At 43.8% G+C, this 22,402-nt stretch carries 18 protein-coding genes; 9 read left to right on the forward strand and 9 right to left on the reverse strand.

The genetic code is table 11. The features are described 5' to 3' along the window. Positions 1 to 78 precede the first annotated feature (78 nt). Entirely contained in the window at positions 79 to 2,025 is a 1,947-nt protein-coding gene (locus BM528_RS17975; RefSeq protein ID WP_083595345.1) for an alpha/beta hydrolase family protein, read from the reverse strand. Positions 2,026 to 2,556: 531 nt separating this feature from the next. On the opposite strand from BM528_RS17975, the gene BM528_RS17980 reads away from it, so the two are divergent. Both BM528_RS17980 and BM528_RS17985 read left to right on the forward strand, forming a co-directional pair. Then, positions 2,557 to 4,314: an autotransporter assembly complex protein TamA gene (locus tag BM528_RS17980; protein WP_083595415.1), complete on the forward strand. Its 1,758-nt coding sequence runs from the start codon at positions 2,557 to 2,559 to the stop codon at positions 4,312 to 4,314. Next, positions 4,311 to 8,105 (forward strand): translocation/assembly module TamB domain-containing protein, encoded by a 3,795-nt coding sequence (locus tag BM528_RS17985; protein WP_232230527.1) that lies wholly within the window; start codon positions 4,311 to 4,313, stop codon positions 8,103 to 8,105. The genes BM528_RS17980 and BM528_RS17985 overlap by 4 nt, the downstream gene beginning before the upstream one ends. 17 nt (positions 8,106 to 8,122) lie before the next feature. Here BM528_RS17985 and BM528_RS17990 read toward each other — a convergent pair whose 3' ends face one another. Next, a complete protein-coding gene (locus BM528_RS17990; RefSeq protein WP_071981019.1) occupies positions 8,123 to 8,743 on the reverse strand; it encodes a hypothetical protein in 621 nt (206 codons plus the stop codon). After that, the gene (locus BM528_RS17995; RefSeq protein WP_071981020.1) at positions 8,736 to 9,242 is read right to left on the reverse strand and encodes an RNA polymerase sigma factor; all 507 of its coding nucleotides are present in this window, start codon (positions 9,240 to 9,242) and stop codon (positions 8,736 to 8,738) included. Before BM528_RS17995 ends, BM528_RS17990 begins: the two co-directional genes overlap by 8 nt. 243 nt (positions 9,243 to 9,485) lie before the next feature. On the opposite strand from BM528_RS17995, the gene BM528_RS18000 reads away from it, so the two are divergent. Beyond that, complete coding sequence (locus tag BM528_RS18000; protein WP_071981021.1) at positions 9,486 to 9,758, forward strand: hypothetical protein; 273 nt, start codon at positions 9,486 to 9,488, stop codon at positions 9,756 to 9,758. 54 nt (positions 9,759 to 9,812) lie between these two features. Here BM528_RS18000 and BM528_RS18005 read toward each other — a convergent pair whose 3' ends face one another. The 4 genes from BM528_RS18005 to proB are packed head-to-tail and all read right to left on the reverse strand — an operon-like array spanning position 9,813 to position 13,257. After that, on the reverse strand, positions 9,813 to 10,715 hold the full coding sequence (locus BM528_RS18005) for a DMT family transporter (RefSeq protein WP_071981022.1): 903 nt from the start codon (positions 10,713 to 10,715) through the stop codon (positions 9,813 to 9,815). Positions 10,716 to 10,736: 21 nt separating this feature from the next. Continuing rightward, positions 10,737 to 11,675: a D-2-hydroxyacid dehydrogenase gene (locus BM528_RS18010; protein WP_071981023.1), complete on the reverse strand. Its 939-nt coding sequence runs from the start codon at positions 11,673 to 11,675 to the stop codon at positions 10,737 to 10,739. Next, positions 11,672 to 12,109: an acyl-CoA thioesterase gene (locus BM528_RS18015; RefSeq protein ID WP_071981024.1), complete on the reverse strand. Its 438-nt coding sequence runs from the start codon at positions 12,107 to 12,109 to the stop codon at positions 11,672 to 11,674. The genes BM528_RS18010 and BM528_RS18015 overlap by 4 nt, the downstream gene beginning before the upstream one ends. Positions 12,110 to 12,138: 29 nt before the next feature. Further along, positions 12,139 to 13,257 carry a glutamate 5-kinase gene (gene proB, locus BM528_RS18020; protein ID WP_071981025.1) on the reverse strand — a complete coding sequence of 373 codons (1,119 nt, stop codon included), beginning with the start codon at positions 13,255 to 13,257 and terminating at the stop codon, positions 12,139 to 12,141. Between the two features lie 193 nt (positions 13,258 to 13,450). Here proB and BM528_RS18025 point away from each other — a divergent pair, with 193 nt between their 5' ends. The 4 genes from BM528_RS18025 to BM528_RS18040 all read left to right on the forward strand — a co-directional run bounded on the left by BM528_RS18025 (position 13,451) and on the right by BM528_RS18040 (position 18,680). Then, entirely contained in the window at positions 13,451 to 15,931 is a 2,481-nt protein-coding gene (locus tag BM528_RS18025; RefSeq protein ID WP_083595346.1) for a M1 family metallopeptidase, read from the forward strand. Then, positions 15,924 to 16,469, forward strand: a complete 546-nt coding sequence (locus BM528_RS18030; protein WP_071981026.1) for a DUF6702 family protein — start codon at positions 15,924 to 15,926, stop codon at positions 16,467 to 16,469. Before BM528_RS18025 ends, BM528_RS18030 begins: the two co-directional genes overlap by 8 nt. Positions 16,470 to 16,673: 204 nt before the next feature. Then, the gene (locus tag BM528_RS18035) at positions 16,674 to 17,054 is read left to right on the forward strand and encodes a hypothetical protein (RefSeq protein ID WP_071981027.1); all 381 of its coding nucleotides are present in this window, start codon (positions 16,674 to 16,676) and stop codon (positions 17,052 to 17,054) included. A 300-nt stretch (positions 17,055 to 17,354) separates the two neighbouring features. Next, a complete protein-coding gene (locus tag BM528_RS18040; protein ID WP_071981028.1) occupies positions 17,355 to 18,680 on the forward strand; it encodes an ABC1 kinase family protein in 1,326 nt (441 codons plus the stop codon). 63 nt (positions 18,681 to 18,743) lie between these two features. Here BM528_RS18040 and BM528_RS18045 read toward each other — a convergent pair whose 3' ends face one another. Both BM528_RS18045 and BM528_RS18050 read right to left on the reverse strand, forming a co-directional pair. After that, on the reverse strand, positions 18,744 to 19,052 hold the full coding sequence (locus tag BM528_RS18045) for a DUF6482 family protein (RefSeq protein WP_071981029.1): 309 nt from the start codon (positions 19,050 to 19,052) through the stop codon (positions 18,744 to 18,746). Between the two features lie 181 nt (positions 19,053 to 19,233). Beyond that, positions 19,234 to 20,478: a sterol desaturase family protein gene (locus tag BM528_RS18050; protein WP_071981030.1), complete on the reverse strand. Its 1,245-nt coding sequence runs from the start codon at positions 20,476 to 20,478 to the stop codon at positions 19,234 to 19,236. Positions 20,479 to 20,748: 270 nt separating this feature from the next. Between BM528_RS18050 and BM528_RS18055 the strand changes: the two genes are divergently transcribed. Then, positions 20,749 to 21,609: a DUF3014 domain-containing protein gene (locus tag BM528_RS18055; RefSeq protein ID WP_071981031.1), complete on the forward strand. Its 861-nt coding sequence runs from the start codon at positions 20,749 to 20,751 to the stop codon at positions 21,607 to 21,609. After that, entirely contained in the window at positions 21,596 to 22,183 is a 588-nt protein-coding gene (locus BM528_RS18060; protein WP_071981032.1) for a DUF1285 domain-containing protein, read from the forward strand. Before BM528_RS18055 ends, BM528_RS18060 begins: the two co-directional genes overlap by 14 nt. The last annotated feature ends 219 nt before the right edge of the window (positions 22,184 to 22,402 follow it).

Consider the following 22,402-nt stretch of genomic DNA (forward strand, 5'->3'; position numbering starts at 1 on the left):
ACCTATCGCAGTTACTGGCAACTTAGTCGGTTAGTTATGCTCAAACATTAATATAAATTGAGCTGCTACTAAATACTTTTACTTCGTGAGGTAAGTGTTCAAGAATTCATCCATTTCCTGAAAGAGTCGATGCCTGTTGCGCTGAATGGAAAGAAAGTGATTGCCGTTTTCTAATTCGACATACTTGTACGTTTTATCCAAATCGTCTAGTTCATCCCTCATATACCGGCTTTGTCGCACTCTCACAACACGGTCTTCTTCACCATGCACTAATAAAATAGGGGTTTTAATACCTTCTGCATTGTAATAAGGAGAGCGAGCTTCTAAATCATCAAAGTCATCACCTATCTGATTTTTCACAAACTCATTGTTTAAAAACCTACGAGCGCTTAACACCAAATGCTTCAAAGAACTCACCCCTGCAAAGCTCACCGCGCATTTGAATAAATTTGGCGTTTTTACGGTCGCCATAAGTGCGGCGTAGCCACCGTAGCTAGCGCCCACAATGCACATATTGTCTTTTTCAGCATGCCCTTGCTCTACCATCCAATGTGCAGCGTCAGTGATATCGTCTTGCATCGTTAAACCCCAGCCTTTCATTTGACTTTGGGCAAAACTATAGCCGTAGCCCTGCGAGCCTCTAAAGTTGGGTCTAAGCACTGCATAGCCTTTACTTGTGAAGTACGCAGTCCAGTAATCGAAACCACTAAAATCGCGAGCACCAGGGCCTCCATGAGGATGAATAATAGTTGGGAAAGGCCCTTCTCCCTTTGGCAAAGTGAGATACGCCTCTACCGACACACCGTCTCTCGCTTTATAGGAAATAAGCTTGTGCGGAGAAAGTTTCGAGGTGTCGATTTGTGAATACTGATGGAAGAGAACATCTAATTGCCCCTCGTCCCTGTTTCCAAGTAGAAATACGCCAGGCAACGTATCCGATTCTGAATAGACAAGGTACGTTTTCTCATCATCACTGAAGCTCACCAAAGTATTAGTATAATCTGGCAAGCTCTGGTCTAAACCTTTTTGCAACGCAACATAGCGCTTATCCCAGTAATGACGTCCGTCGTGCCTAACACCAATCGCATCATTGGTAAGAGGCGAGTAGATGAGGCTTCCGTTGACGTCGTAACCATCATCCGAATACACTTCTGTGCTTTCATTTGTCTTTAAATTCAGCTTATAAACTGCTTTGAAGTCTCCTTTATAACCTCGGTAATAAAGAATATTTGGATCAAGTGCAAACCCCATTGGGTACTCACCTTTTTCCGTCATTGCATTATATGAAAACAGTGTTTTCCAGTTATCGCCGTCCTTGAGAAGTACTTCCCGCTCTCCAGTATCATAATCCAGAGAAACACCTATGCGAACGTTATGCTGACGGTCTGTAATCCAGTCTCTTATACCTTTTTTTCCACGAACGATTCGGCTTAAACCTCCCGTATTTACGTTGACCTTATAAACAGAAGGGAGACCAAGTACTTCGGCATCAATTGATATGAGAATATGTTCCGGATCATTTGGCATCCAATCGATTACTTCATCTTGAAACTGCGGGGTGTGAGTAGGGTTACCCGCTCTGCTATTTAACCGTTTCCAATGAATAAGGTTAAATACCCCTTTTCCCCCTGCATCAAAACGTACGCTCAATAATCGGGTGTCTTTAACTTTGGTTCTGCCTCGTCGAGACTGATACACAGCGCTAACAATCAAACGTTCATTGTTCACCCACTTATACCAGTTAATATGCACTTTCTCGTTGTCTGTCTTTAACAGAAAGTGTTTCTCTCCCTCTTTAAAGTCGTACGTCGCCAGCATGCTAAGTTCTTCAGGGCTTGTAACATTTTGTACAAAGGCCACTTTAGTACCGTCAGGCGATAATGCGGGAGTTCCATAGGCTGGAAGCGCACTGAAGTCTCGATAGTTAAATGGCTGCTCCGATTGAGCGACTACACGAATAGAGATTACTACTAAAACGCAGAAAATAATGAAGCGATAGAGGATAAAAGATAGGTTAAATTGCATTACATTCCTTTGTTATTAATATGCGATATGTATAGGTCTTTACAACCTAATGTTAACTTCAACAGCGTCAGAGTAAATACTTATCGCTCTATTCACACTCACTATACGTATTAAATGTGTTACACAGTGCTAGAAAGGCAAAAGGTGACAAAGCGCCCCCGTCTTTTTAGTTTAAGTAACGCAAATTTTTAATGGCTCATCGCGCAATTCAGATGAGAAATATAAATATGGTATGCTGTCACTGGATATGATTTGCAGCGTATTCGTAACACAAACGAAGGGAAATCAGGAGCGTCAGCCGTTATAATACTTCGGCAAGTATTCGTAAACTTCCATTTAACGGTAAGTTGGCTTGAATACTTTTATCGAGCGAGCCCGTATACCGAACCAATGCTTTAAGGATCTTGCACTTAAATGCCCTCTATTACTGTAGAAATTAACCTTCTACTGCGATGTTTTTTTATCTGGTCAACATGCTGCCGCGTGCACATACGAAACAGTTTTGCCCTCGTGCGTGCTTTTTTTAACGCTATGCCTAAATTTGCTGCCGCTCTCTCTCTCGCACTGGCGCTAGGGCATGCTTCAGTAAATGCCCAGAGCGAAATTTCATATTCAATATCTGGCGTTGAAGACAGCAAGGTGAAAGAAAATATTCGAGTTCACCTGAATAATTTAGATGTAGAAAAGTCTTTGCTAAGCGACCCTTACTGGCAAGAAGAAGTAGCTGAGACCGTAGCCAAGGCGGTACAGCCCTTCGGTTACTACAATAGTGAAACGGCAATTGCACTTAACGGTGAAAATAGTGTCAAGGTAACGGTATCTCTTAATAAACCGCTCATCGTCAACAAAGTTACCCGAGAGATTATCGGCGAAGGTCGCACAGACAATAACTTTCGTTCACGCTTTAACGCCTTTAAGCTTAAACAGGGAGATGTTCTAAATCAGCCCGTTTATGAGGCATTTAAATCATCAATGTTTAACTATGCGCTATCTCATGGCTATTTTGACTTTTTCTGGCAGGCCACGCGCCTCGATTTAGTAAGAGAAGAAAAACAGGCGAACATTCTGCTAATTGCACAAAGCGGCCCACAGTACCACTTTGGCGATGTAAAAATAGTGGGGGACGACAAAGCGAAAGCCATTATAAAACGCCTGATGCCATTTAAACCTGGCGAACCATACTCATCATCAACTCTTAGTGATTTCAATCGCAGTTTGAATCAGTCAGGGTATTTTAGCCGTGTTATTGCGCGGCCTGTTGTAAGCGATGCAGATGGCCTACGAGTTCCAATTGAAGTGTCTCTTCTGCATCGTCCGTCAGACTCATTCAATGTGGCACTAGGCGCCGCTACAGATACAGGACCAAGAATTAGTCTTGGCTGGGAGCGCCCTTGGGTTAATAGCCTTGGCCACTCAATGAACGCTGATATTTTTGTCTCAAAGCCCGAACAATCAGTATCTGCAGATTACCGCATACCGATGAAGAATATCACTCGCGACTATGTGAGCTTTGAGACCGGCTATCAATTTATAGAATTCAGCAATACGTCGTTCGAAAGTGAAACCCTTTCTTTATCTGCACATCGCTATTGGCAAGACGATGGTTCTCCTTGGCAGCAAGATGGATCTATTACTTATTTGCGAGAAACGTACGACCAGGGCTCGCTGAATACCAATACTACATCCCTTGTTCTGCCAGGATACTCTGTAACCTATCGCAACAAAGACGGTGAACTCGACTTTAACAATGGCGTCTATTTTCAAGTACTTGGGCAAGTAGGTAGAGAAAATGCAGGATCAGACATAAACTTTGCCAAAGCCGTAGTTGAGGGCATGTTGATTACTACATTCAACAATGTTCACCGATTTACTTTTCGCGGAGAATTGGGCGCCATCAGAGCCAATAGATTTGCAGATGTGCCCACGTCACTTAGATTTTATGCTGGTGGCGATCAAAGCGTAAGAGGCTTTGACTTTAGGGACATTTCACCGAAGGCCGAGGTAATCAACCCAGAAACGGGCGAACTTAAAACTGAATCTATTGGCGGTAAATATTTATTCACCTCGAGTGTTGAATATGCTTACCGTATTGCTGATAAATGGCGTATAGCGGCATTTGTCGACGCTGGAACCGCCTCAAACACTACTGATGCTCAGCTTACTTATAGTGTAGGTCCGGGTGTGCATTGGCTTTCGCCCATTGGCCCAGTAAGAGTGTATATTGCCCGCGGTTTTGCACCAGATGAAAACCAGTGGGGCTTCCATCTTTTAATAGGGCCTGAAATATGAAGATGAAAAAGCGCACGCTATCAGCAATTCTGCTTTCTCCCGTTTTCTTTGTGGTCATAGTTTATGCACTGCTAATTAGTCCTTTAGGCGGGCCTGTAGTTAAGTTAATAGCAAACACCTTTGTAGCAAATTTATCGATAAAACAAATTGAAGGCGGGTTCGCTGGGCCGCTAACCATTACTCAAGTAAACTGGCAAAACCCGCAGTGGCGTGTTGAAGTAGGCAGAGTCTATGCCGACGTAACATGGCGATGTGCCTTCGAGCCTAGAGTGTGCATAAACAACTTAGAGGTAGAAAATGCGACGGTAACGCAACTCAAAGCAGCCGCTGATGAAGGTACAGAAGAACAAAGCGAGACCTTTGCACTTCCCATCCCCGTGGATGTTGCTCAGCTTTCGTTACAAAACATTGAAGTTGAAACACTTAGCGTCCAAGTATCGGTAGACACCTTGCTGTTAGAGGATTTTTCTGGCGCCACTCGCATAAAATTTGACACTTTAGAGGTAAATGGCGTTGCTATAGCGCTCAATGAAGCTAAAGACACTAGCGAAGCTACGGGTACAACCGCTAAAAATAGAAGTGATAGTGATTCAAAAACCGTAGAGCAAAATAGCTCGACATTAGATGCTCAAATTCCCACCTCATATTCACTCAATTATACAGTGCCTGAACTACCGATAATCGTAACCCCCATACCTGTAGAATTTGGCGCAGTGCGTATTAATGCGCTGCGCTTTAGCCAAGGCGATATTGAGCAACGTTTACTTGCGCTATCCCTTACTGATACCACGTTTCAGCATTCAGCGCTGCGCATTGAGTCTTTAAATGTTAAGCATGAAAAAGGGCAGGTCTCGGGCTTTATTGATGCAGATTTAAAAGGCAATTACCCACTCGATATCGATTTAACCGGCTACGCATTGATAGACAGCCAGCGCCAAAATATAGAGCTGAACGCTACAGGGGCTTTGGATAATATTGATCTCTCTATTAATGCCAGTGGAATAATCACCGCCAGCACACGCTTATCGACAAACTTACTGTCTGAGTCTCTACCTATTAATTTTGACGCCAATTGGCAAAAACAGTCAATTCCCACCCTAGAGGGCGCAACACTAGACGCAGGCCAAATTTCCGTAAATGGAACCATGGGCGATTACAAAGTGCTGGGCAGCGGTTCTGCGAACTTACCCGACATTGGTGAGATTCCGGTCGCTTTAGATGTAGTGTTAAAAAAGAACAACATCTACGTCAACGAGGCGGATATTTCTGCGTTAGAGGGAAACATAAAAAATACAGGTACGCTGTATTTGAACGACACCGTTGCCTGGCAGGGTAAAACCACCTTAACAAACGTTTCTGCCCAGCAGTTTAACGAATATGCGCCAACCGAGCTGCGAGGGAGTATCGAAAGTATCTTACAATATTCTGAGCGCGGGGGCTTACACGTTAGTTTGCGCGATATTGACATTGCCGGAAAGCTTCAAGATGAGCCGTTGCGCTTAGTTGGTGAAGCAGTATATGCGGGACCAAGTGACTTGCTCGTTACCAATGTGAATATCGAACAAAGCGAAAACCGAATAAAAGCGTTTGCTCAAGTGCTTAATAAACGGCATTTAAATGCAAATATCGATATAGACATAGCGTCGATTAACGCTTTGTATACTGAGGCATCTGGCGCCATAAAGGGCAATATTCAAGCCAGTGGTCCTTGGCAAAATCCATCTACAACCAGCACACTTAACCTCTCAAATGTAAGCGTATCTCCAAACTTAAACAAGCAGGCCGCAGAACAAGGCCCGTTAAACGGCGACGTGTCGATAACCGGCACCTATGAAAGCCATAACGCTGATATAGACCTCACTCTTCCAGAGCATGCCGTTAAAGTTGCCCTGTCGGGAGCATGGAAAAACAATTTATGGAAAGGCAGTATCTCTGAGACACAGCTAAGTATTGCGAATATGCGTTGGCTACTTTCATCGCCATTCAACCTTGAAGTGGGCACTGCGCCGCTCACGGCTAAGATAAGCAGTCACTGTTGGTCATCAAGAGGCGAGGGTGAACTATGTATAGACAACGTGAATTATCAGGAAAATAAAGCAACCTGGGATATTAAAGCCTCGTCACTGCCTGTTGGCTTATGGGCAAACGAGCTTGCCCCTAGTGTAGTGTCAAAAGCATCAAGCGCGTCGCTCACTGTTAAGTCGAAAGGAAGTTACTCAAAGGCTGACCCTATAGACGCTACATTTACTGCTTCACTAAGCTCTGCACAGTGGCAATTAGGCGAAACACGTCCAATAGCGCTAACGATTAATTCTGTTGAAACCTCTGGGGATATTAAGCAAGGCAAATTAACGTCTACCTCTTTAATAGTGAGCGAAGATATCGGAGACGCTACGCTGAAACTTGATACTCGCCCTTTCGACGATAGAAAGCCTCTAGAAGGCACGTTGAGCATGGAAGGGATAGACGTATCGCCATTTAAACCAATATCGCCAGCCATTCGCACCTTAACGGGGTTATTAAACGGAGAGATAGCGCTAAAAGGTTATCTTGACGACCCACAGCTTAACGGTGAGTTAAATATTAAAAACGGAGCCATTGACATTCAAGACACTCCGGTTTCTCTTTCAGACTGGAGCCAATCTATTGTGTTAAACGGTCAGGTTGCCAAATTAGACGGTACTTTCACACTAGGCGGAGGTGACGGAGCATTAACCGGCGAACTGGATTGGTCTGCCAATCCTAGTGCAAAGTTTAGTCTCAAGGGAGATGGCTTTGAGATTCGCCAGCCGAATACGCGTTTAAAAGTGTCACCGAATTTAGACGTTGTTGCTACAAAAGAAAAAATAGATATTTCCGGCGACGTAAATATTCCATGGGCAAGAATTGAAATAGCGTCGCTGCCAGACAGCGCCGTATCGCCATCAAAAGATGTGCACCTACGCGGCGAGCCTCGCAAAGAAGAGCCCCTGGACATCGTCCATGCATCAGTAATGGTGCATATAGACCAAGCCAAAACCGAAGAGGTGAAAGTTGAGGCCTTTGGGCTAACGGCTAGTCTGTATGGTGGGATCCGTATTAATACGCAACCCGCACTCGTGGGCTATGGTGATTTGCAGATTTTAAACGGTCGTTATGTAGCTTACGGGCAAAACTTGATTATTCAAACGGGTGAAATACAGTTTAACGGCCCTATTGGTCAACCTTCATTATTGGTAGAGGCAATACGTAATCCTGCGAAGACTGATGATGATGTAATAGCCGGTATACGTATAGACGGTTCAGCAGACTCACCAAGTATTAATCTCTTTTCAGAGCCCGCGATGGATCAGCAAGGCGTGCTTTCCTATTTATTGACCGGGTCTGGGCCAAACTCAGGGGCATCCGATCCGAATTATGCCGCGCTACTACTAGGTTTTGGCCTTTCTAATACTAAAACCCTTACCGGCCAAGTGGGGAGTGCTCTGGGCATCGACGACTTCAGTCTAAGTACTAATGAAGATATGCTGTCACTCACAGGCCAAATAAACGACCGCTTGTCTGTGGAATACAACGTGGATGTGGGTCTAGGGAATAATGACGTGAATAGCACATTACGCCGCCGACAGCTGCCGCCAGACCTAGCGTTAAAGTACCAACTGTTACCTAACCTTTATTTGGAAGCAATTCAAACCACGTTAGAAGACCAGTCTGAATTTGCGCTCGACCTCTACTATGAGTTTTTCTTAGGCGAAAACCGCAGGCGCTCTGAGAGCGATGACGAACAAAGCGATAAAGAAAATAACGACTAAAGAAACAAGAGTGCGCCCTAAACTGTGCGCTGCTCTGCCATCTCTTCTAGCGCTTTGAGTTGTTTTTCAAAGCGCTGTTGACGCTTGTGTGCCCAAATACCCCATACAATAAGAATGAGCGTTGCGATGGGAAAACTGAAGGCGATTTTTTCCCATTTTTCGGGGCTTAATTCTCCAAAAAAGTATCGCTCTAATGCAAACGCAGGCAGCACAAAAAGCGCGGGCCATGCAGAGTGCTTGGTGATGAACGCAATGCGTATATTATTTTTTATCTGGCGCGTGTATTGATGTAAATGATCAAGAGTTTGTGAGTCTTTGGCAAAAGCCGCCACTCGTCGCAGCCACAATTGATAAATTAAAAACGGAATGGCCGTTGCCACCATAAAAATACATAACCCTTTTGCAGTAAAAGATAGCTCTCCCCAGTAAATAGATAAAAAATAGAGAGAAGGCAGAAGCGCTAAAGAATCTATAACCATATAAATACGCTGTTTTATTCGCTCGCTGTTAAAGCTTTTTTTTACTTCAGATAGGTCGATATCGTTAACTGGCTGATTCTGCCATAACATAGTCAAATCAGTGTCACTTCCTTTAACTCGATTAGCTTTTACTCGATCTTTATTATCATCGTTATGCATTGGGTTCCTCCTGCAGCACTTTTTGCTTTGCCCGTTTCAAAATAACACCCACATGATTTTTTGATATACCGCATACCTCGGCAATTTCGTCATAGCTTAATCCTTCTAACGACAGGGTAAGCACTTGTCTTGGCTGCAGGGGAAGTGCCCGAACGACTTTCAGCAAACGTGCTAGCGATTGCTGCTGGCTAGAAACGACTTCTGGAGAATACTGTGGACTTTGGTAACCATCAGAGCCCAACGTATCACTTTCATATCGGTGAGTATCAACACGTTTTACTTGGCTTGCTACATGGGTTACCGCGCGATTGTGCGCAATTTTCAGAATATAGGTTTTTACACTACTATCGCCCTTGAACCGAGACAGCCCCTGCCACACAGCAATAGCAATCTCTTGCAAAAGCTCTTGCTGCATAGCCTCGTTAGCTTCGTAGCTATTTGCAACGCGGCTTAACAATGCTCCGTATTGTGTAAAAACGTCTTCAAATCCTTGGCCCAAGCGGGTTGCCCTTTCTAAAAGTTTTTATGTTTAGCAGGTACGTAAGTACCCTAATCATTACTGTAGCGAGTTGACCACTACAAAAATGCAGCAAAAAGCTCAACACACCCAGTTACAGTCTGCACCCATTTATTTTTATTACACGTTTATAAATCTTTTTTGTAATTTATTCTGAAAAGCCGTGACTAGTAACAACGAATGCCTTGAACCAACACATAAATTATCCTAGTGAAGGAGAGTTCTATGTCTACATTAAGCCTTGTATTGTTACTTGGAAGTATCACCTCTATTGCGCTATTAGCGAGTTATTTAGACGCAAAATTTCAGTGGCGCTTGAACGACTGGATGAACGGAAAGTGCAGTAACCCGTTTATAGCGAGCAAAGCAGCGCTACAGCAGCAGCAAATAAAAGAAAAAGACGCTCAAATAGAAGCGCTTATGGCGCGAATAGAAACACTAGAAGCTATAGTGACTGAGCCAGCTTATGAACTAAACAAGAAAATAAATGCGCTTTAAGCCGCTTACTTAGTTAGGCCTTATTTTAGTAGGCTTTAGTTTGTTAAATTTGGTTTAGTGAGATAAAAAAGGGCGACGCATAAAGCGCGGTATTTTTCCCATGGCAATTGCGTTGCCCATTAGCACTACAGCAACACCGACGAAAGAGAGCGCTGTCCACTGATAGCCCTCAAAGAAGGTTGAAATTACCAGCGCAACCATGGGATATACCAATACCACGTAAGCCGCTTTATCTGCCCCCATTTGTTGAAGTAATTTCATATAAGCACCAAAGGCAAAAACAGAGCCAAACAAAGCTAGATAAAGCAGCGATAAATAAAACTCTGTACTGGTGGGAATAATGAGCTTACCCGGCAACAATAACGACGTTATAAATAGCAAAATCATGGCGTAAGACATGGCATAAAAGTTCATCTGAATAACCGGAGTGCCAGAAGTTAAAATCCGCTCAGAAATAACATTGCCCACTGAAGCACAAAAAAAGCTGACAAAGGCAATGCTTAATCCTAAAGCCAGCGCTGCGTCCATGGAAACTTTCGAGAACTCGGGTACGAACAAACACACAATACCGCTTAATCCAAACGTCGCCCCAATCACTACCTCTTTGCGAATAGGCTCTTTTAACCACCAGCGACGTAGCACCACGTTAATATAAATAATACAGGAGCTCATCAACGCTAAAAGCGCGCTGATAATATGTGCCTGTGCCATGTAAAGCAGAGTGTAATTTAAGCTATAGAGAAATAAGCCCACCGCAGCCATCTTCACGTGTATTTGCAAGGGAAGGGCAAACGGCAGCCTTTTTACTAAACAATAAATTCCCAAGCATACGGCGGCGAGTAAGTAGCGCAGCGCTATAGCAAATGTCTCAGATGTATGGCCAATTTGATAGGTAATCGCAATCCAAGTTGAGCCCCAAATTAGACAGCACAATGAGAATAAGGTTGGGTTGTTCATTCGCCCATTAATCCTCAATTATCATTGCGCTAAAAATTGCGTTAAGTGGTTAACCGCTGAATCGAGCAAGGTTTGTCGCGCGCGTTTCCCCACCCATGCATTGTGTGGTGTTATTAACAAGTTGGGTAAATTGGCCTGCATTAAAATATGATCAGAGGGTGGAGGTTCAACAGACAATACATCGAGCCCAGCGCCACCAATTTGTTTATTTTTAAGTGCTCCAAGCAAGGCGGGTTCATCAACCAGTCCACCTCGCGCGGTATTGATTAAAAAACAATTTGGCTTCATTAACGATAGGGTTTCTGCGTTTATCAACTTGTCTGTCTCTTGCGTCAACGGACAATGAAGGCTCACCACATCAGCACTAGGTAATAGCGATGAAAGCGACGGGCGCGGATCGTCGGCTCTTCCTGGACGCCCAGCAATAGTCACCTGCATGCCCATAGCTTTAAATAAACCTTCTACTCGCTTGCCAAGCTCGCCATGACCTACAATGACAGCGTGCATTCCCTCTAATTCAACAACAGGGTGAGACAGTAAACAAAAATGGGAAGATTCAGACCACGCCCCCGCTTTTACATCATGCTGATAGTGCACAAACTGGGTGGCCAAATTAAGCAGTAGCGTTAACGCATGCTGCGCCACACTGCTGGTCCCGTATGCCTGAACATTTTGCACTTTAATATCATTTGCTTTGCAATACTCTAGGTCGATATTATTCATGCCGGTAGCTGTAACACCAATGTATTTTAACCTGGGCGCTTGGCGCAGCGCTTCTGCGCTTAGTACAACTTTGTTCACCAATACAGCAGTGGCACTTTCAATTCGCGTAACAACATCGTTTGGAAGGGTATTTTGATGCAACGTAAGGCATGCATCTACATCACTGAGTTGTTGAGTATCCAGCGACTCTAAATCTAATGTCTCTGCATCAAGAAACACCACATTAGGTAAACTCATACGGCATCGCTTATCGACTCAAGGGCCGCTTTTATTTTTACAGGAATAGGAATAGATTTATCTGAAGCCCTATCGACAAACACATGCACAAACTGCCCATGAGCAACTCTTCGCTGGCTTTCTCCGGCGTAAACTGACAGTCCATAAGTAACTGAGCTCCTCCCTACCTTTTTTACACTCATACCAACATAAATATTTTCAGGGTAGGCTGCCGGAGCAACGTACTGACATTGACTACTAACCACGTACGCCACGGTCTTACCGTTGTGAATATCTAATCCACCCTGCTCAATTAAAAAGCGATTTACCGCCGTATCAAAAAAGCTGTAATACATCACATTATTGATGTGACCGTAGGCATCATTGTCCTGCCAGCGAGTAGCAATAGTAATTGAAAACGGATAGTCGGCGAGTGTTGGCGTTATTTCTGTCATGGGCATCCTGTATAAAAGGGCTTTCTCTGCTACAAAAGCACCATATCGTCTCTGTGCACAGCTACATTTGTCGTTTCATAACCTAGCACACTGGCAATATCTTTCGACTTTTTCCCTTTTATAAGTATTAAGTCTTTTGCGTTATATAAGCTTAATCCCTTTGCCACTGCTTGGTTTTCACACACTATTTCAACTGCTTCGCCTTGCGCAAAGTTTCCTTCTATTCCCGCAATACCCGAGGGGAGTAGCGAGGCTCCCTGCTCAATCAAAGCAACCTTGGCGCCTTTGTCGATAATAATACGACCAGCAGTTTTTAATGTGTGCGTTAACCATAAGCGCCTGGCATTAGAAGGGGTTCGCATAGCTTTAAAAAGCGTACCGGGCACCTTTCCAGCCAGCAGGGCGTCAAAAGTTTCACCGTGTCGACCATTGACGATAAGCGTTTGAATGCCGCTGTTTATACATTTATCTGCTGCCTCTATCTTTGTGCGCATACCGCCAGTTCCAACAGACGTTCCGGCCCCTCCGGCTAACCCATAAATGGTGCTATCAATGCTTTCAACCACAGGAATTAACGTAGCATCTTTGTTTTTACGAGGATCGCTTGTGTAGAGCCCGTCAATATCTGAGCAAATAATCAAGGTGTCGGCTTGTGCGACTAATGCAGTGTAAGCACCAAGGTTGTCATTGTCGCCCACTTTAAGTTCATTCACTGCTACCGTGTCATTTTCATTCACGATAGGAAGTGCATGGTGATTGATAATCTCTCGAAGTGTATTTTTTATATTCACGTAACGCGTACGGTCACGAAGATCGTCGGCAGTAAGCAGTACCTGGGCACAAGGAAAATCAAAAAATCGCTGCCAGTTGGCCATCATGATGTTTTGGCCGATTGCGGCCATGGCTTGCTTTTCAGCAATAGACGGGTTTTGTCTTACCTTCACTTTATATTGACCAGAAGAGACTTTTCCGCGCCCCGCAGCAACACTACCTGAGGAAACGAGAATGACTTCTTTTCCCTGCTCGCGACTTGCCGTGATAAAACGAGCTAATGCTAATAAATAACGACCGCTACATTCATTACCTTCTGGCGCAATCAATGCACTACCTACTTTTACGACAGCGCGCTGCCAAGAGAAACTATTCATATGGGAGAAAACAAGAAAAAACGGACAATAAGAATACGACAGTAATGGCGCAGAACAAAATGTTCTGTTACACAAACTTTGCGTTAAACCGGGGGTAGATTACGGTCAAAAACTAGGATTCAACTACTGAGGCTTATATACTAACTGTGATAATTTATAACAATTCCAACTAATCACGTTGCAAGGAAACACAATGAGTACCGCAAAACGACATTTTTTCTGGTTAGCGCCAGTACTGTCTATGCTGATTTCTCTTCCAAGTGCAAACGCCGCCATAAAACAAACAAAAGGCGACTTTGAAGATAAATTCCGTCAGCTAGATGAAGTTCTACCTACTCCAAACGTATACCGAAATGCCGCTGGCGAACCGGGCCATCAATATTGGCAGCAACAAGTAGATTACGATATCGACGTAAAACTGCTTGAAGGTGAGCGTCGTATTGAAGCAAAAGAAACGATTACTTATCACAACAATTCACCAGATACGCTTAAATATCTGTGGATTCAATTAGACCAAAACAAATTCCGCGATGATTCTATGTCAGCGCTTACTACCACATTTGGTGGCATTGGAAATCGTGGGCCAGCTACTCAAGCCGCCAACGGCGATAAACCGGCTAAGTTGAGCATGGGTGCACTTCGTCGTCAGCAGTTCGTTGAAGACAATGAGCTAGGCTACACCATCTCTCGCGTTGAAGATAAATCAGGAAATGACCTTCGTCATACCACTGTTGGTACACTAATGCGTGTGGATTTGGCTAAGCCTTTAAAGCCAGGTAAAAAAGTGACTTTCGACATCGACTTCGCATTTAACATTGTAGAAGAAGATGCAGTATCTGCTCGTGCAGGTTACGAGCACTTCCCTGATGATGAGCGCGAAGGTGGCAATGACATTTTCTTGCTGGCTCAGTGGTTCCCGCGTTTAGCGGCGTACACCGATTATGAAGCATGGACTAATAAAGAGTTTATTGGCCGCGGCGAGTTCACATTAGAATTCGGTAATTACGAAGTAGACATTACCGTTCCTGCCGACCACATTGTGTCATCGACAGGTGAGCTTCAAAATCCTAAAGACGTGCTTACAAAAACTCAGCGCGAACGTTTAAAAGAAGCAGAGAAAGCAGATCGCATTGTTTTTATCGTAACGCCTGAAGAAGCTATTGAGAACGAAAAGGAAGGTACGTCAAAGCTAAAAACGTGGACGTTTAAAGCAGAAAATGTACGTGATTTTGCGTGGGCTTCATCACGTAAGTTTGCCTGGGATGCACGCGGTTACCAACAAGGTGGCGACACACAGCCTCTTGTAATGGCGATGTCGTTCTATCCTAAAGAAGGTGGCGAGCTATGGCAGAAGTATTCTACTGAATCCATCATTCATACCATGGATGTGTATAGCCGCTTTAGTTTCGACTATCCTTACCCGGTAGCTCAGTCGGTTAACGGTCCTGTGGGTGGCATGGAATATCCAATGATCACGTTTAACGGCCCTCGTACTGAATTACAAGACGACGGTACACGTACTTATTCGTTGGCAGAAAAGCGCTTTCTTATCGGCGTAGTTATTCACGAAGTAGGGCATATCTATTTCCCTATGACAGTTAACTCTGACGAGCGTCAGTGGACATGGATGGACGAAGGTCTTAACAGCTTCTTAGACGGTGTTGCAGGTCGCGAATGGGACCCTACTATTCCATGGGGCGTTGAACCACGTGATATTACAGGCTACATGAAGTCTCAAACTCAAGTGCCTATTATGACTCAGTCAGACTCGGTACTTCGCTTAGGTCCTAACGCTTACACCAAGCCTGCTGCAGCGCTGAATATTCTGCGTGAAACTATTCTTGGTAGAGAACTTTTCGACTTTGCATTTAAAGAATATGCTCAACGCTGGATGTTTAAACGCCCTACACCTTCAGACTTTTTCCGCACTATGGAAGAAGCATCAGGTGTTGATTTAGATTGGTTCTGGCGCGGTTGGTTCTACTCAACAGATCACGTAGATATCAGCCTTGACAGTGTTTACAAGCTTCGTTTGAACACAGAAGACCCAGATATCGACTTTGGCCGCGAGCGCCAAGCAGAAATGGAAAAACCTCAGTCACTTACCGTCATTCGCAACAAAGAAGAAGGTAAAGAACTTTGGGTTGACCGCTTTGATGACATTAGCGATTTCTACGACGAAAACGATCGTTACACCGTGACAAATAAAGAGCGCAATAGCTATCAAAAATTCTTGAAAGGTTTAGAGCCGTGGGAGCGCACCGCGTTCGAACGTGCAGTAAGAGAAGATAAAAACTATTACGTGCTTAATTTTAGTAACCTAGGTGGCTTGGTAATGCCTATCATTCTAGAGTTGTCTTATGAAGACGGTACTAAAGAAGAGATGCGTATACCTGCTGAAATTTGGCGCAGAACGCCAAAAGCGGTTAGCAAACTTATCGTAACTGAAAAAGACAAAGAGCTAGTGAGCGTTACCGTAGACCCGCATTGGGAAACGGCAGACGTGAATGTTGAAAACAATCACTATCCTCGTCGTATTATTCCTTCGCGCATCGAAGCATATAAAGGCAAATCTCGTAACAGCTACGAATATCGCGACCTTATGCAAGACTCGAAAACTGAGTTAAAGACAGATGACGACGAAGAGGAAGGCGAAGAGGAAAAAGATGACTAATAAGTTGTCCATTGTTAAGCAGGGCGGTTTCGCCCTGTTTGCTATGCTTTTGGTTGCAGGTAGCATGATTTACAGCAACGCGGCACAGGCACATCAAATTAAAGCTGCAATTACGACAGTGTTGTTTAATCCAAGAACGGAAAATATTGAAGTAATGCATCGTTTTAACATGCATGATGCTGAGCACGCGGTGAAGGTATTGTTTGAAAAGAACGCAGATATCATCGACGATAAAGCAACGCAGCAAGCATTTGCCGACTATGTAGGTAAACACTTTGCGTTGTTAAACATTGAAGATGAATCACTTCCGCTTACCCAAGTGGGTTTTGAAGTTGAAGGTAAGCACTTTTGGGTTTACCAAGAAACAGACCAACCACCTGCATTAGAGGGCCTTAAAATTCGTCATGATGCGCTAAGAGACCTGTGGCCTAGTCAAGTAAATACCATTAATGTTGAAGGCAATGGGCCGCTTAAAACCCTTACCTTTACAGATAATGTTACTCTCTTAGAAGTAGGCTTTAACGTCAGCCATCACTAAGGTTTTACTTTTCAGTACATAAATACGTTTCAATTTATAATTACAAGGCCCGCAGTATTTACAGCTAAATATTGCGGGCTTTTTTGTATCCGTTTCTCTCGAATCTTGTCGTTTGTCTACCACCGAAGTCTTATGGCATTCTAATTAACAATATATTAACGTATTGGAGAATTCACGGGTTAGATATTCATTATAGGTATCATTATGAGTCATAGTGCTTCTAGTGCACTTTCGCACAACGCTCGAAAAGACAGAAAGAAAAAGGCAACTAACAACAGTGATAATGTAGACACTAGCGCAATTGTTGAACCAGCTGATGCCAACAAAAGTAATAACGCTTTTGATGACAAGAAAAATATCATGTGGGTATTGCTCAGTGGAGCAATGGCTCTCACTTTTATTGTTATGCTGTTTTTGCCCAATACTGGTATGGGCGATGGCATGATCGCAACGTATTCTTCAATGCTTTGGTGTGGCTTTTTTGGCGCTGCTCTTTGGCGTTACTGCAGCGCTAATGGCTGGACGGGCTTTGCCATTGGCAGTGTCGTTGGATTTATTTTGCAAGTGATATCCCAAATAATCTAGGGCGTGCCCTAATTATTGACAACAAGCGATTACGCTTATTTGTAATCGCTTCCCACCGCTTCCACGTAACTATTCATATTGTTATCTAAACCAAGCGCGAAAATACTTTTCGGTGCTATTTAGTGTCTTTCGCTACTAAATTAACAAAACTAATAATCAGCGCGTTGCGCACCAAGTTCTGCTTACACTGTGGTGTGCTTCAAGCGCATGAGGCTTAAGCACATAAAGATTAAGTATACGAAAATCACGCACAAAAATTACTAAGCACGGCAAGCTTAAACCCATAAAAAGAGAGCCTACATGTCCAACGATACCCCTTCACGAAAGTCAAAAGCGATCCCCACTTCTCGGTTTTCTAGAGTAAGTAGGCTAGGCGCTCTGGCCGGTAAAATTGCAGGCAATGTCGTGACACAAGGAGCTGGGCAGCTTTTAAGAGGTGAAAAACCCGCATTATCGTCATTGCTGCTTACCCCACAAAACATGACTAACGTTGCGAATCAACTGGCCAGTATGCGCGGAGCAGCCATGAAACTAGGTCAGCTAATATCCATGGACGCCGGCGACTTCCTACCCCCTGAACTAGCCACCATAATGTCGCGATTGAGGGAAGACGCCGACCCGATGCCAAAATCGCAGTTAATCGACACATTAAACCAAGCTTGGGGCGAGAATTGGCAAGATGATCTGTTGTACTTTTCCTTTGCTCCCGTGGCAGCAGCGTCTATTGGTCAGGTGCACAAAGCTATTACTATGGAAGGAAAAATGCTTGCCATTAAAGTGCAGTACCCCGGGGTTAGAAAGAGCATTGATAGCGATGTAGACAATGTTGCCACACTTATAAATTTAACCGGGCTCATTCCAAAATCACTGAATATTAAGCCACTGCTTAATGAAGCTAAAACCCAACTGCACCAAGAAGCGGATTACAACAGAGAAGCAACTATGCTTACCCGGTATGGTAGTCATTTAGCGGATATGGAGCGCTTTTTAATTCCATCTACTTACCAACCTCTTACCAGTGAAACCGTTCTGGCTATGGACTTTATTGAAGCCTCGAACTTAGACGCTTTACTCGATGAGCCCCAAAATGTACGTAACGCTGTTATGAGTGACTTAATGTCACTTTTTTTCAATGAAGTGTTTAACTTTAAGTTATTACAAAGCGATCCAAACCTTGCCAATTATAAGTTTAATGTTGAGACCAAGCAGATAGTATTGCTTGATTTTGGTGCCACCAGAGACATTCCTGACGACATTTCTGTGGGGTATAAAGAACTTCTCAATAGCGCCGCTTTGCAAGACACGCAACGTATGAAAGCAGCAGCGTTAGATATTGGCTTAATTGACAGCACTCACGAGGCAGCACAGGTCGATGCAGTCATAGGTATTGGTATGGAAGCCTGTGAATCGCTGATACATGACGAACCTTACGACTTCGGTACAAGTACCTTGGTACAGCGCCTTCACGATAAGGGCATGACACTCACTGCCGAGCACGACTTTTGGCACACGCCACCGGCTGACGCACTGTTTATCCATCGAAAGCTTGGTGGTTTATTTCTTCTCGCAAGACGCTTGGGCGCCCAAGTAAACATGAGAGAGTTGGCTGCGCCTTGGCTAGAATAACGCAGCCTTTCCTTTGTTTTTGCTTTTTGATCTGGAATATCAATTCAGATGATGGGGAAGTGCTTAGTAGGGTAAATCCATACTAAAAGGCAGTGCCATCTGCTCAGCGCTTTTTGGTGGGTTACCTATCATTTCATCATAAGGCGTATCGTGCTTCATCACAGATTTCGCAACACTACAGTGTGCAAAAGCCTCACGAATATGGCCTGTACTAAAGAATCGCATGGGCTTACCTTTTTTGTCGTAAACCATGCCACTTCTGTCCTTCACAGTTAGATACACTAAATATACGTTCATCTCGTAAGACTGAACTTCTAAGTAGTCTATTACTGTTGGCGTATCTTCTAAATCACTAAATAGAAACTTATGCATGCTACCCTCTAAAAACAAGCCATTGGTATCGGAGTGCTCTATTCTCACTTATGTGCATATCTGATTGCCGAGCCCAAACAAAAGAGGGCTCTGCAAAGTAAGCCTTCGCTATAACTATATGCGGAATAGGTTAACGCTTTTGCGCAAAACGACCTTATTACGTAATGGCGAGTTCTCAGGTTCAATCTGCCGTTTCAGCAGACAAGGTGACATCTTCAAGTGGACGTCGATAATTGCTGTGGCGCACAGCGTAAAGCAGGGCAATTAAGCTAACAACACACGATAAAGCAAACCACAACGCTGCTGCGCCAACCCCTGCGGCAATCCACAGTAAAGGAAGCATTAGCAGCCGAGGCCCCTCAATAGCTAACGCCAACGTTGACTGAGACAGTATAAAACCGTTTTGAATACTCATAATCACAACCGTTGTCACAATAGTGACTTGTTGAATACCCGAGAGAGCGCTTAAATTCAAAAGAAAATACAGCGAAACGACAAGCATAATGACATGTTGCAGTAAGCTATAGCGCGTAACCGATTTATGAATATGTGGGTGGTACTTTTTAAATTGTTGCAAGGGCAATTTTTCCTTTGGAAACCGCTTTGAAACATCTGCTGGTCGCCATCCAGTACGACCAAACCAGACGCGAAATTTGTCACTCCATCGGCGTGTGTAATAACTGTCTTTGGCTAGCTGACTATAGACTTGCAAATTAGCCATTATCGGATTGAAACTGTTGAGTGCTCCGCGGATACCAAAAACAACTGGTTCCTCTTTTAATTCAGGTATGTAAGTACCGAACAATCGGTCCCACAGAATGAACACACCGCCATAGTTTTTATCAATATAGACAGGGTTCTGTGCATGATGCACCCTGTGATTAGACGGGGTAACGAAAATGCGCTCCATCCACCCTAGAGTATTAATATGCTGGGTATGCACCCAAAATTGATAGACCAGATTAAGTGCCCCTACGGTGATGATCATTTCAGGGGTAAACCCAACAAATGCTAACGGTAAATAAAATACCCAACTAAAAATTGCACCGCTCGTTTGCCGCAACGCAGTGGTAAGATTGTAATCTTCACTAGAGTGATGCACGACATGGGCGGCCCACAAAATACTTATTTCGTGTCCCATTCGGTGATTCCAGTAATAAAAGAAATCATAGGCAACAAAGGCAACTAACCACACCCACCACGCTTGCGGAAGTTCAAACATCGCAACGGCGTCGTACACAAGCACATAAATGGTGAACGGAATAAGTTGATGGCCTATTGCCATCATGCGAGAAAGTACACCAGCACTTAAGCTGGTAATGGCATCATTGGTACGGTAGTGCCCTGTTTTACGCTTGCTATCAACGTAAAGCTCTAAGCCAATAAGCAGAAAAAATAGCGGAATCGCAAATAAAATAACGGTCATAAACTGCAACCTAATAAACACAGCCCTCATGTTAAACAAATGTTTAAAAAAACCCAAGCTATTTACATTTGCCGCATGGCTCGTTTTTGAGCTTTGGCAAGAAAACGGTTCATTTTTGATATAAGCAATCGAAAACCCCGTTTGAAACGTTAAAGAGTAGTACAGTTAATATATTAAGCTGAAAGGAACAATTCTCTTGTTTGATTTTCTAACATTGAGTGTTATGTCTGGTAGTATTACCAAAAAGGAAATCTCAGCAGCGGAGTCATTATGAGCGAAACAACAGAGAAAAAGTCGTTAGGCCCACACTTTCTGATAGCGGGAATTATCCTTGTCGTTATTCTGGCCATTGTTTTTTGGCCCAGTGATGAAAAGCCTGATCCGGTAGAAACACCAAAGCCACAAATAGATGAGCCTGTTATTACAGAATCTGACGAGCCAGAGGTTTTTGAAACCAAGCCTGCGCCACCTACTGTTGAACTTGAAGAAAAAGATGAAGTAGAACCACTACCAGAGCTTGAAGAACCCGAGCCTGAACCTCTCGATGTGAGCGACCCTGCGATCAAAGAGTCGTTGATTAATAGTGCTTCTGCCGATGAAAGCACCGTGAATAGGCTGCTCGTCAATGAGGGGTTACTACAACGCTTTGTCGTGTCGGTAACAAACTTAGCCAATAATAAAATGGCGCCTAACCATCAGCTTTTAACGCCACCTGAGCAGAATTTTAGAGTTTACTCACAGGCCGGAAAACAATGGATAGATGCCGCAAGCTATAAGCGCTATACACCATACGTCAACGTGCTGGAATCATTTGATAACGAGGCACTGGTCAATGTTTTTCAGACTTACAAAGACGACATTCAGGCTAAATACGCAGAGATTGGCGATCCAGACAAAGACTTTAACGTCGTTTTGTTAAACGCCATTGATGAACTGCTAGATACACCGGAAGTGCCTGTACCGGTAGAAGTTTACTCAGACTCGGTTATGTACAAGTACAAAGATGAACGGCTTGAAAACCTTGACGGGCCTCAAAAACAGCTTTTAAGAACAGGGCCTGACAATATGCGTCGTATAAAAGCGAAGCTACGTGAAATTAAAGTCTTGATTGAGCAAAATGGACTTAACTAAATTTCAAAAACAGATAGAGGGTTCGTCTGACAAGGCGCGCTCTCTGCCTCCCGTAGAAAATTGGAACCCAGACTTCTGTGGCGACATTAACATGGTCATAGCGATGGACGGCCGCTGGTTCTATGAGGGAACGCCGGTAGGCCGTGCTAGCCTAGTGAAATTGTTTTCATCGGTGCTTAAAAAAGAAGAGGACAATTACTTTCTTGTTACTCCAGTGGAAAAAGTGGGTATCACTGTTGAGGACACCCCGTTTTTAATCACTCAATGGAAAGTGCTAGAAGAAAAAGACAACAGTGAGACACTGGTACTTGTTACTCAAACTGGCGACGAAGTCCGTTTGGATAATGAGGAGCAAATTGAATTACGCGTTCCTCCCGAAGAGATCAGAGATAAAGATGCCACTGCAATTCCCTACGTGTGTGTACGCCGAAATCTATGGGCCCGCCTCCATCAAAATGTGTATTATCAGTTACTTGAAAAGGCCGAAGAAAAAAGCAACGGTAATACAACACGCTTTATAATACACTCTGCAAACCGCAACTTTGTGATTGGTGAAGTTAATCAATCAAAATAGGCTTGACCAGTTCTATCAGTAGTGTCAGCCCTATCGCTAAAGCCAGCTTTATCAACAAGTTTAGTGTTTTCAACAAAAGCGGTAGTGCATTTGAATATATCTTCCGAATATCGTTACATCTTTCTTTTGATTTAAACTTATAAAACAACCCAATAATGGCGTAATACTTTGCGTTAGTTAGGTGAGTGCTTTACATTAAATTACTGTGTAATTATCCAT

Source organism: Alteromonas sp. RW2A1, assembly GCF_001886475.1.
GTDB classification, from domain to species: Bacteria; Pseudomonadota; Gammaproteobacteria; order Enterobacterales; family Alteromonadaceae; genus Alteromonas; species Alteromonas hispanica.

Bases quoted from the DNA above. Each gene is read 5' to 3' on its own strand.
- BM528_RS18040 (WP_071981028.1), top strand. From the start codon at position 17,355: ATGTCCAACGATACCCCTTCACGAAAGTCAAAAGCGATCCCCACTTCT.
- BM528_RS17985 (WP_232230527.1), top strand. From the start codon at position 4,311: ATGAAGATGAAAAAGCGCACGCTATCAGCAATTCTGCTTTCTCCCGTT.
- BM528_RS17990 (WP_071981019.1), bottom strand. From the start codon at position 8,743: ATGCATAACGATGATAATAAAGATCGAGTAAAAGCTAATCGAGTTAAA.
- BM528_RS18010 (WP_071981023.1), bottom strand. From the start codon at position 11,675: ATGAGTTTACCTAATGTGGTGTTTCTTGATGCAGAGACATTAGATTTA.
- BM528_RS18050 (WP_071981030.1), bottom strand. From the start codon at position 20,478: ATGACCGTTATTTTATTTGCGATTCCGCTATTTTTTCTGCTTATTGGC.
- BM528_RS17980 (WP_083595415.1), top strand. From the start codon at position 2,557: ATGCCTAAATTTGCTGCCGCTCTCTCTCTCGCACTGGCGCTAGGGCAT.
- BM528_RS18000 (WP_071981021.1), top strand. From the start codon at position 9,486: ATGTCTACATTAAGCCTTGTATTGTTACTTGGAAGTATCACCTCTATT.
- BM528_RS18045 (WP_071981029.1), bottom strand. From the start codon at position 19,052: ATGCATAAGTTTCTATTTAGTGATTTAGAAGATACGCCAACAGTAATA.
- BM528_RS18005 (WP_071981022.1), bottom strand. From the start codon at position 10,715: ATGAACAACCCAACCTTATTCTCATTGTGCTGTCTAATTTGGGGCTCA.
- BM528_RS18030 (WP_071981026.1), top strand. From the start codon at position 15,924: ATGACTAATAAGTTGTCCATTGTTAAGCAGGGCGGTTTCGCCCTGTTT.
- BM528_RS18060 (WP_071981032.1), top strand. From the start codon at position 21,596: ATGGACTTAACTAAATTTCAAAAACAGATAGAGGGTTCGTCTGACAAG.
- BM528_RS17975 (WP_083595345.1), bottom strand. From the start codon at position 2,025: ATGCAATTTAACCTATCTTTTATCCTCTATCGCTTCATTATTTTCTGC.
- proB (WP_071981025.1), bottom strand. From the start codon at position 13,257: ATGAATAGTTTCTCTTGGCAGCGCGCTGTCGTAAAAGTAGGTAGTGCA.
- BM528_RS18055 (WP_071981031.1), top strand. From the start codon at position 20,749: ATGAGCGAAACAACAGAGAAAAAGTCGTTAGGCCCACACTTTCTGATA.
- BM528_RS18025 (WP_083595346.1), top strand. From the start codon at position 13,451: ATGAGTACCGCAAAACGACATTTTTTCTGGTTAGCGCCAGTACTGTCT.
- BM528_RS18035 (WP_071981027.1), top strand. From the start codon at position 16,674: ATGAGTCATAGTGCTTCTAGTGCACTTTCGCACAACGCTCGAAAAGAC.
- BM528_RS18015 (WP_071981024.1), bottom strand. From the start codon at position 12,109: ATGACAGAAATAACGCCAACACTCGCCGACTATCCGTTTTCAATTACT.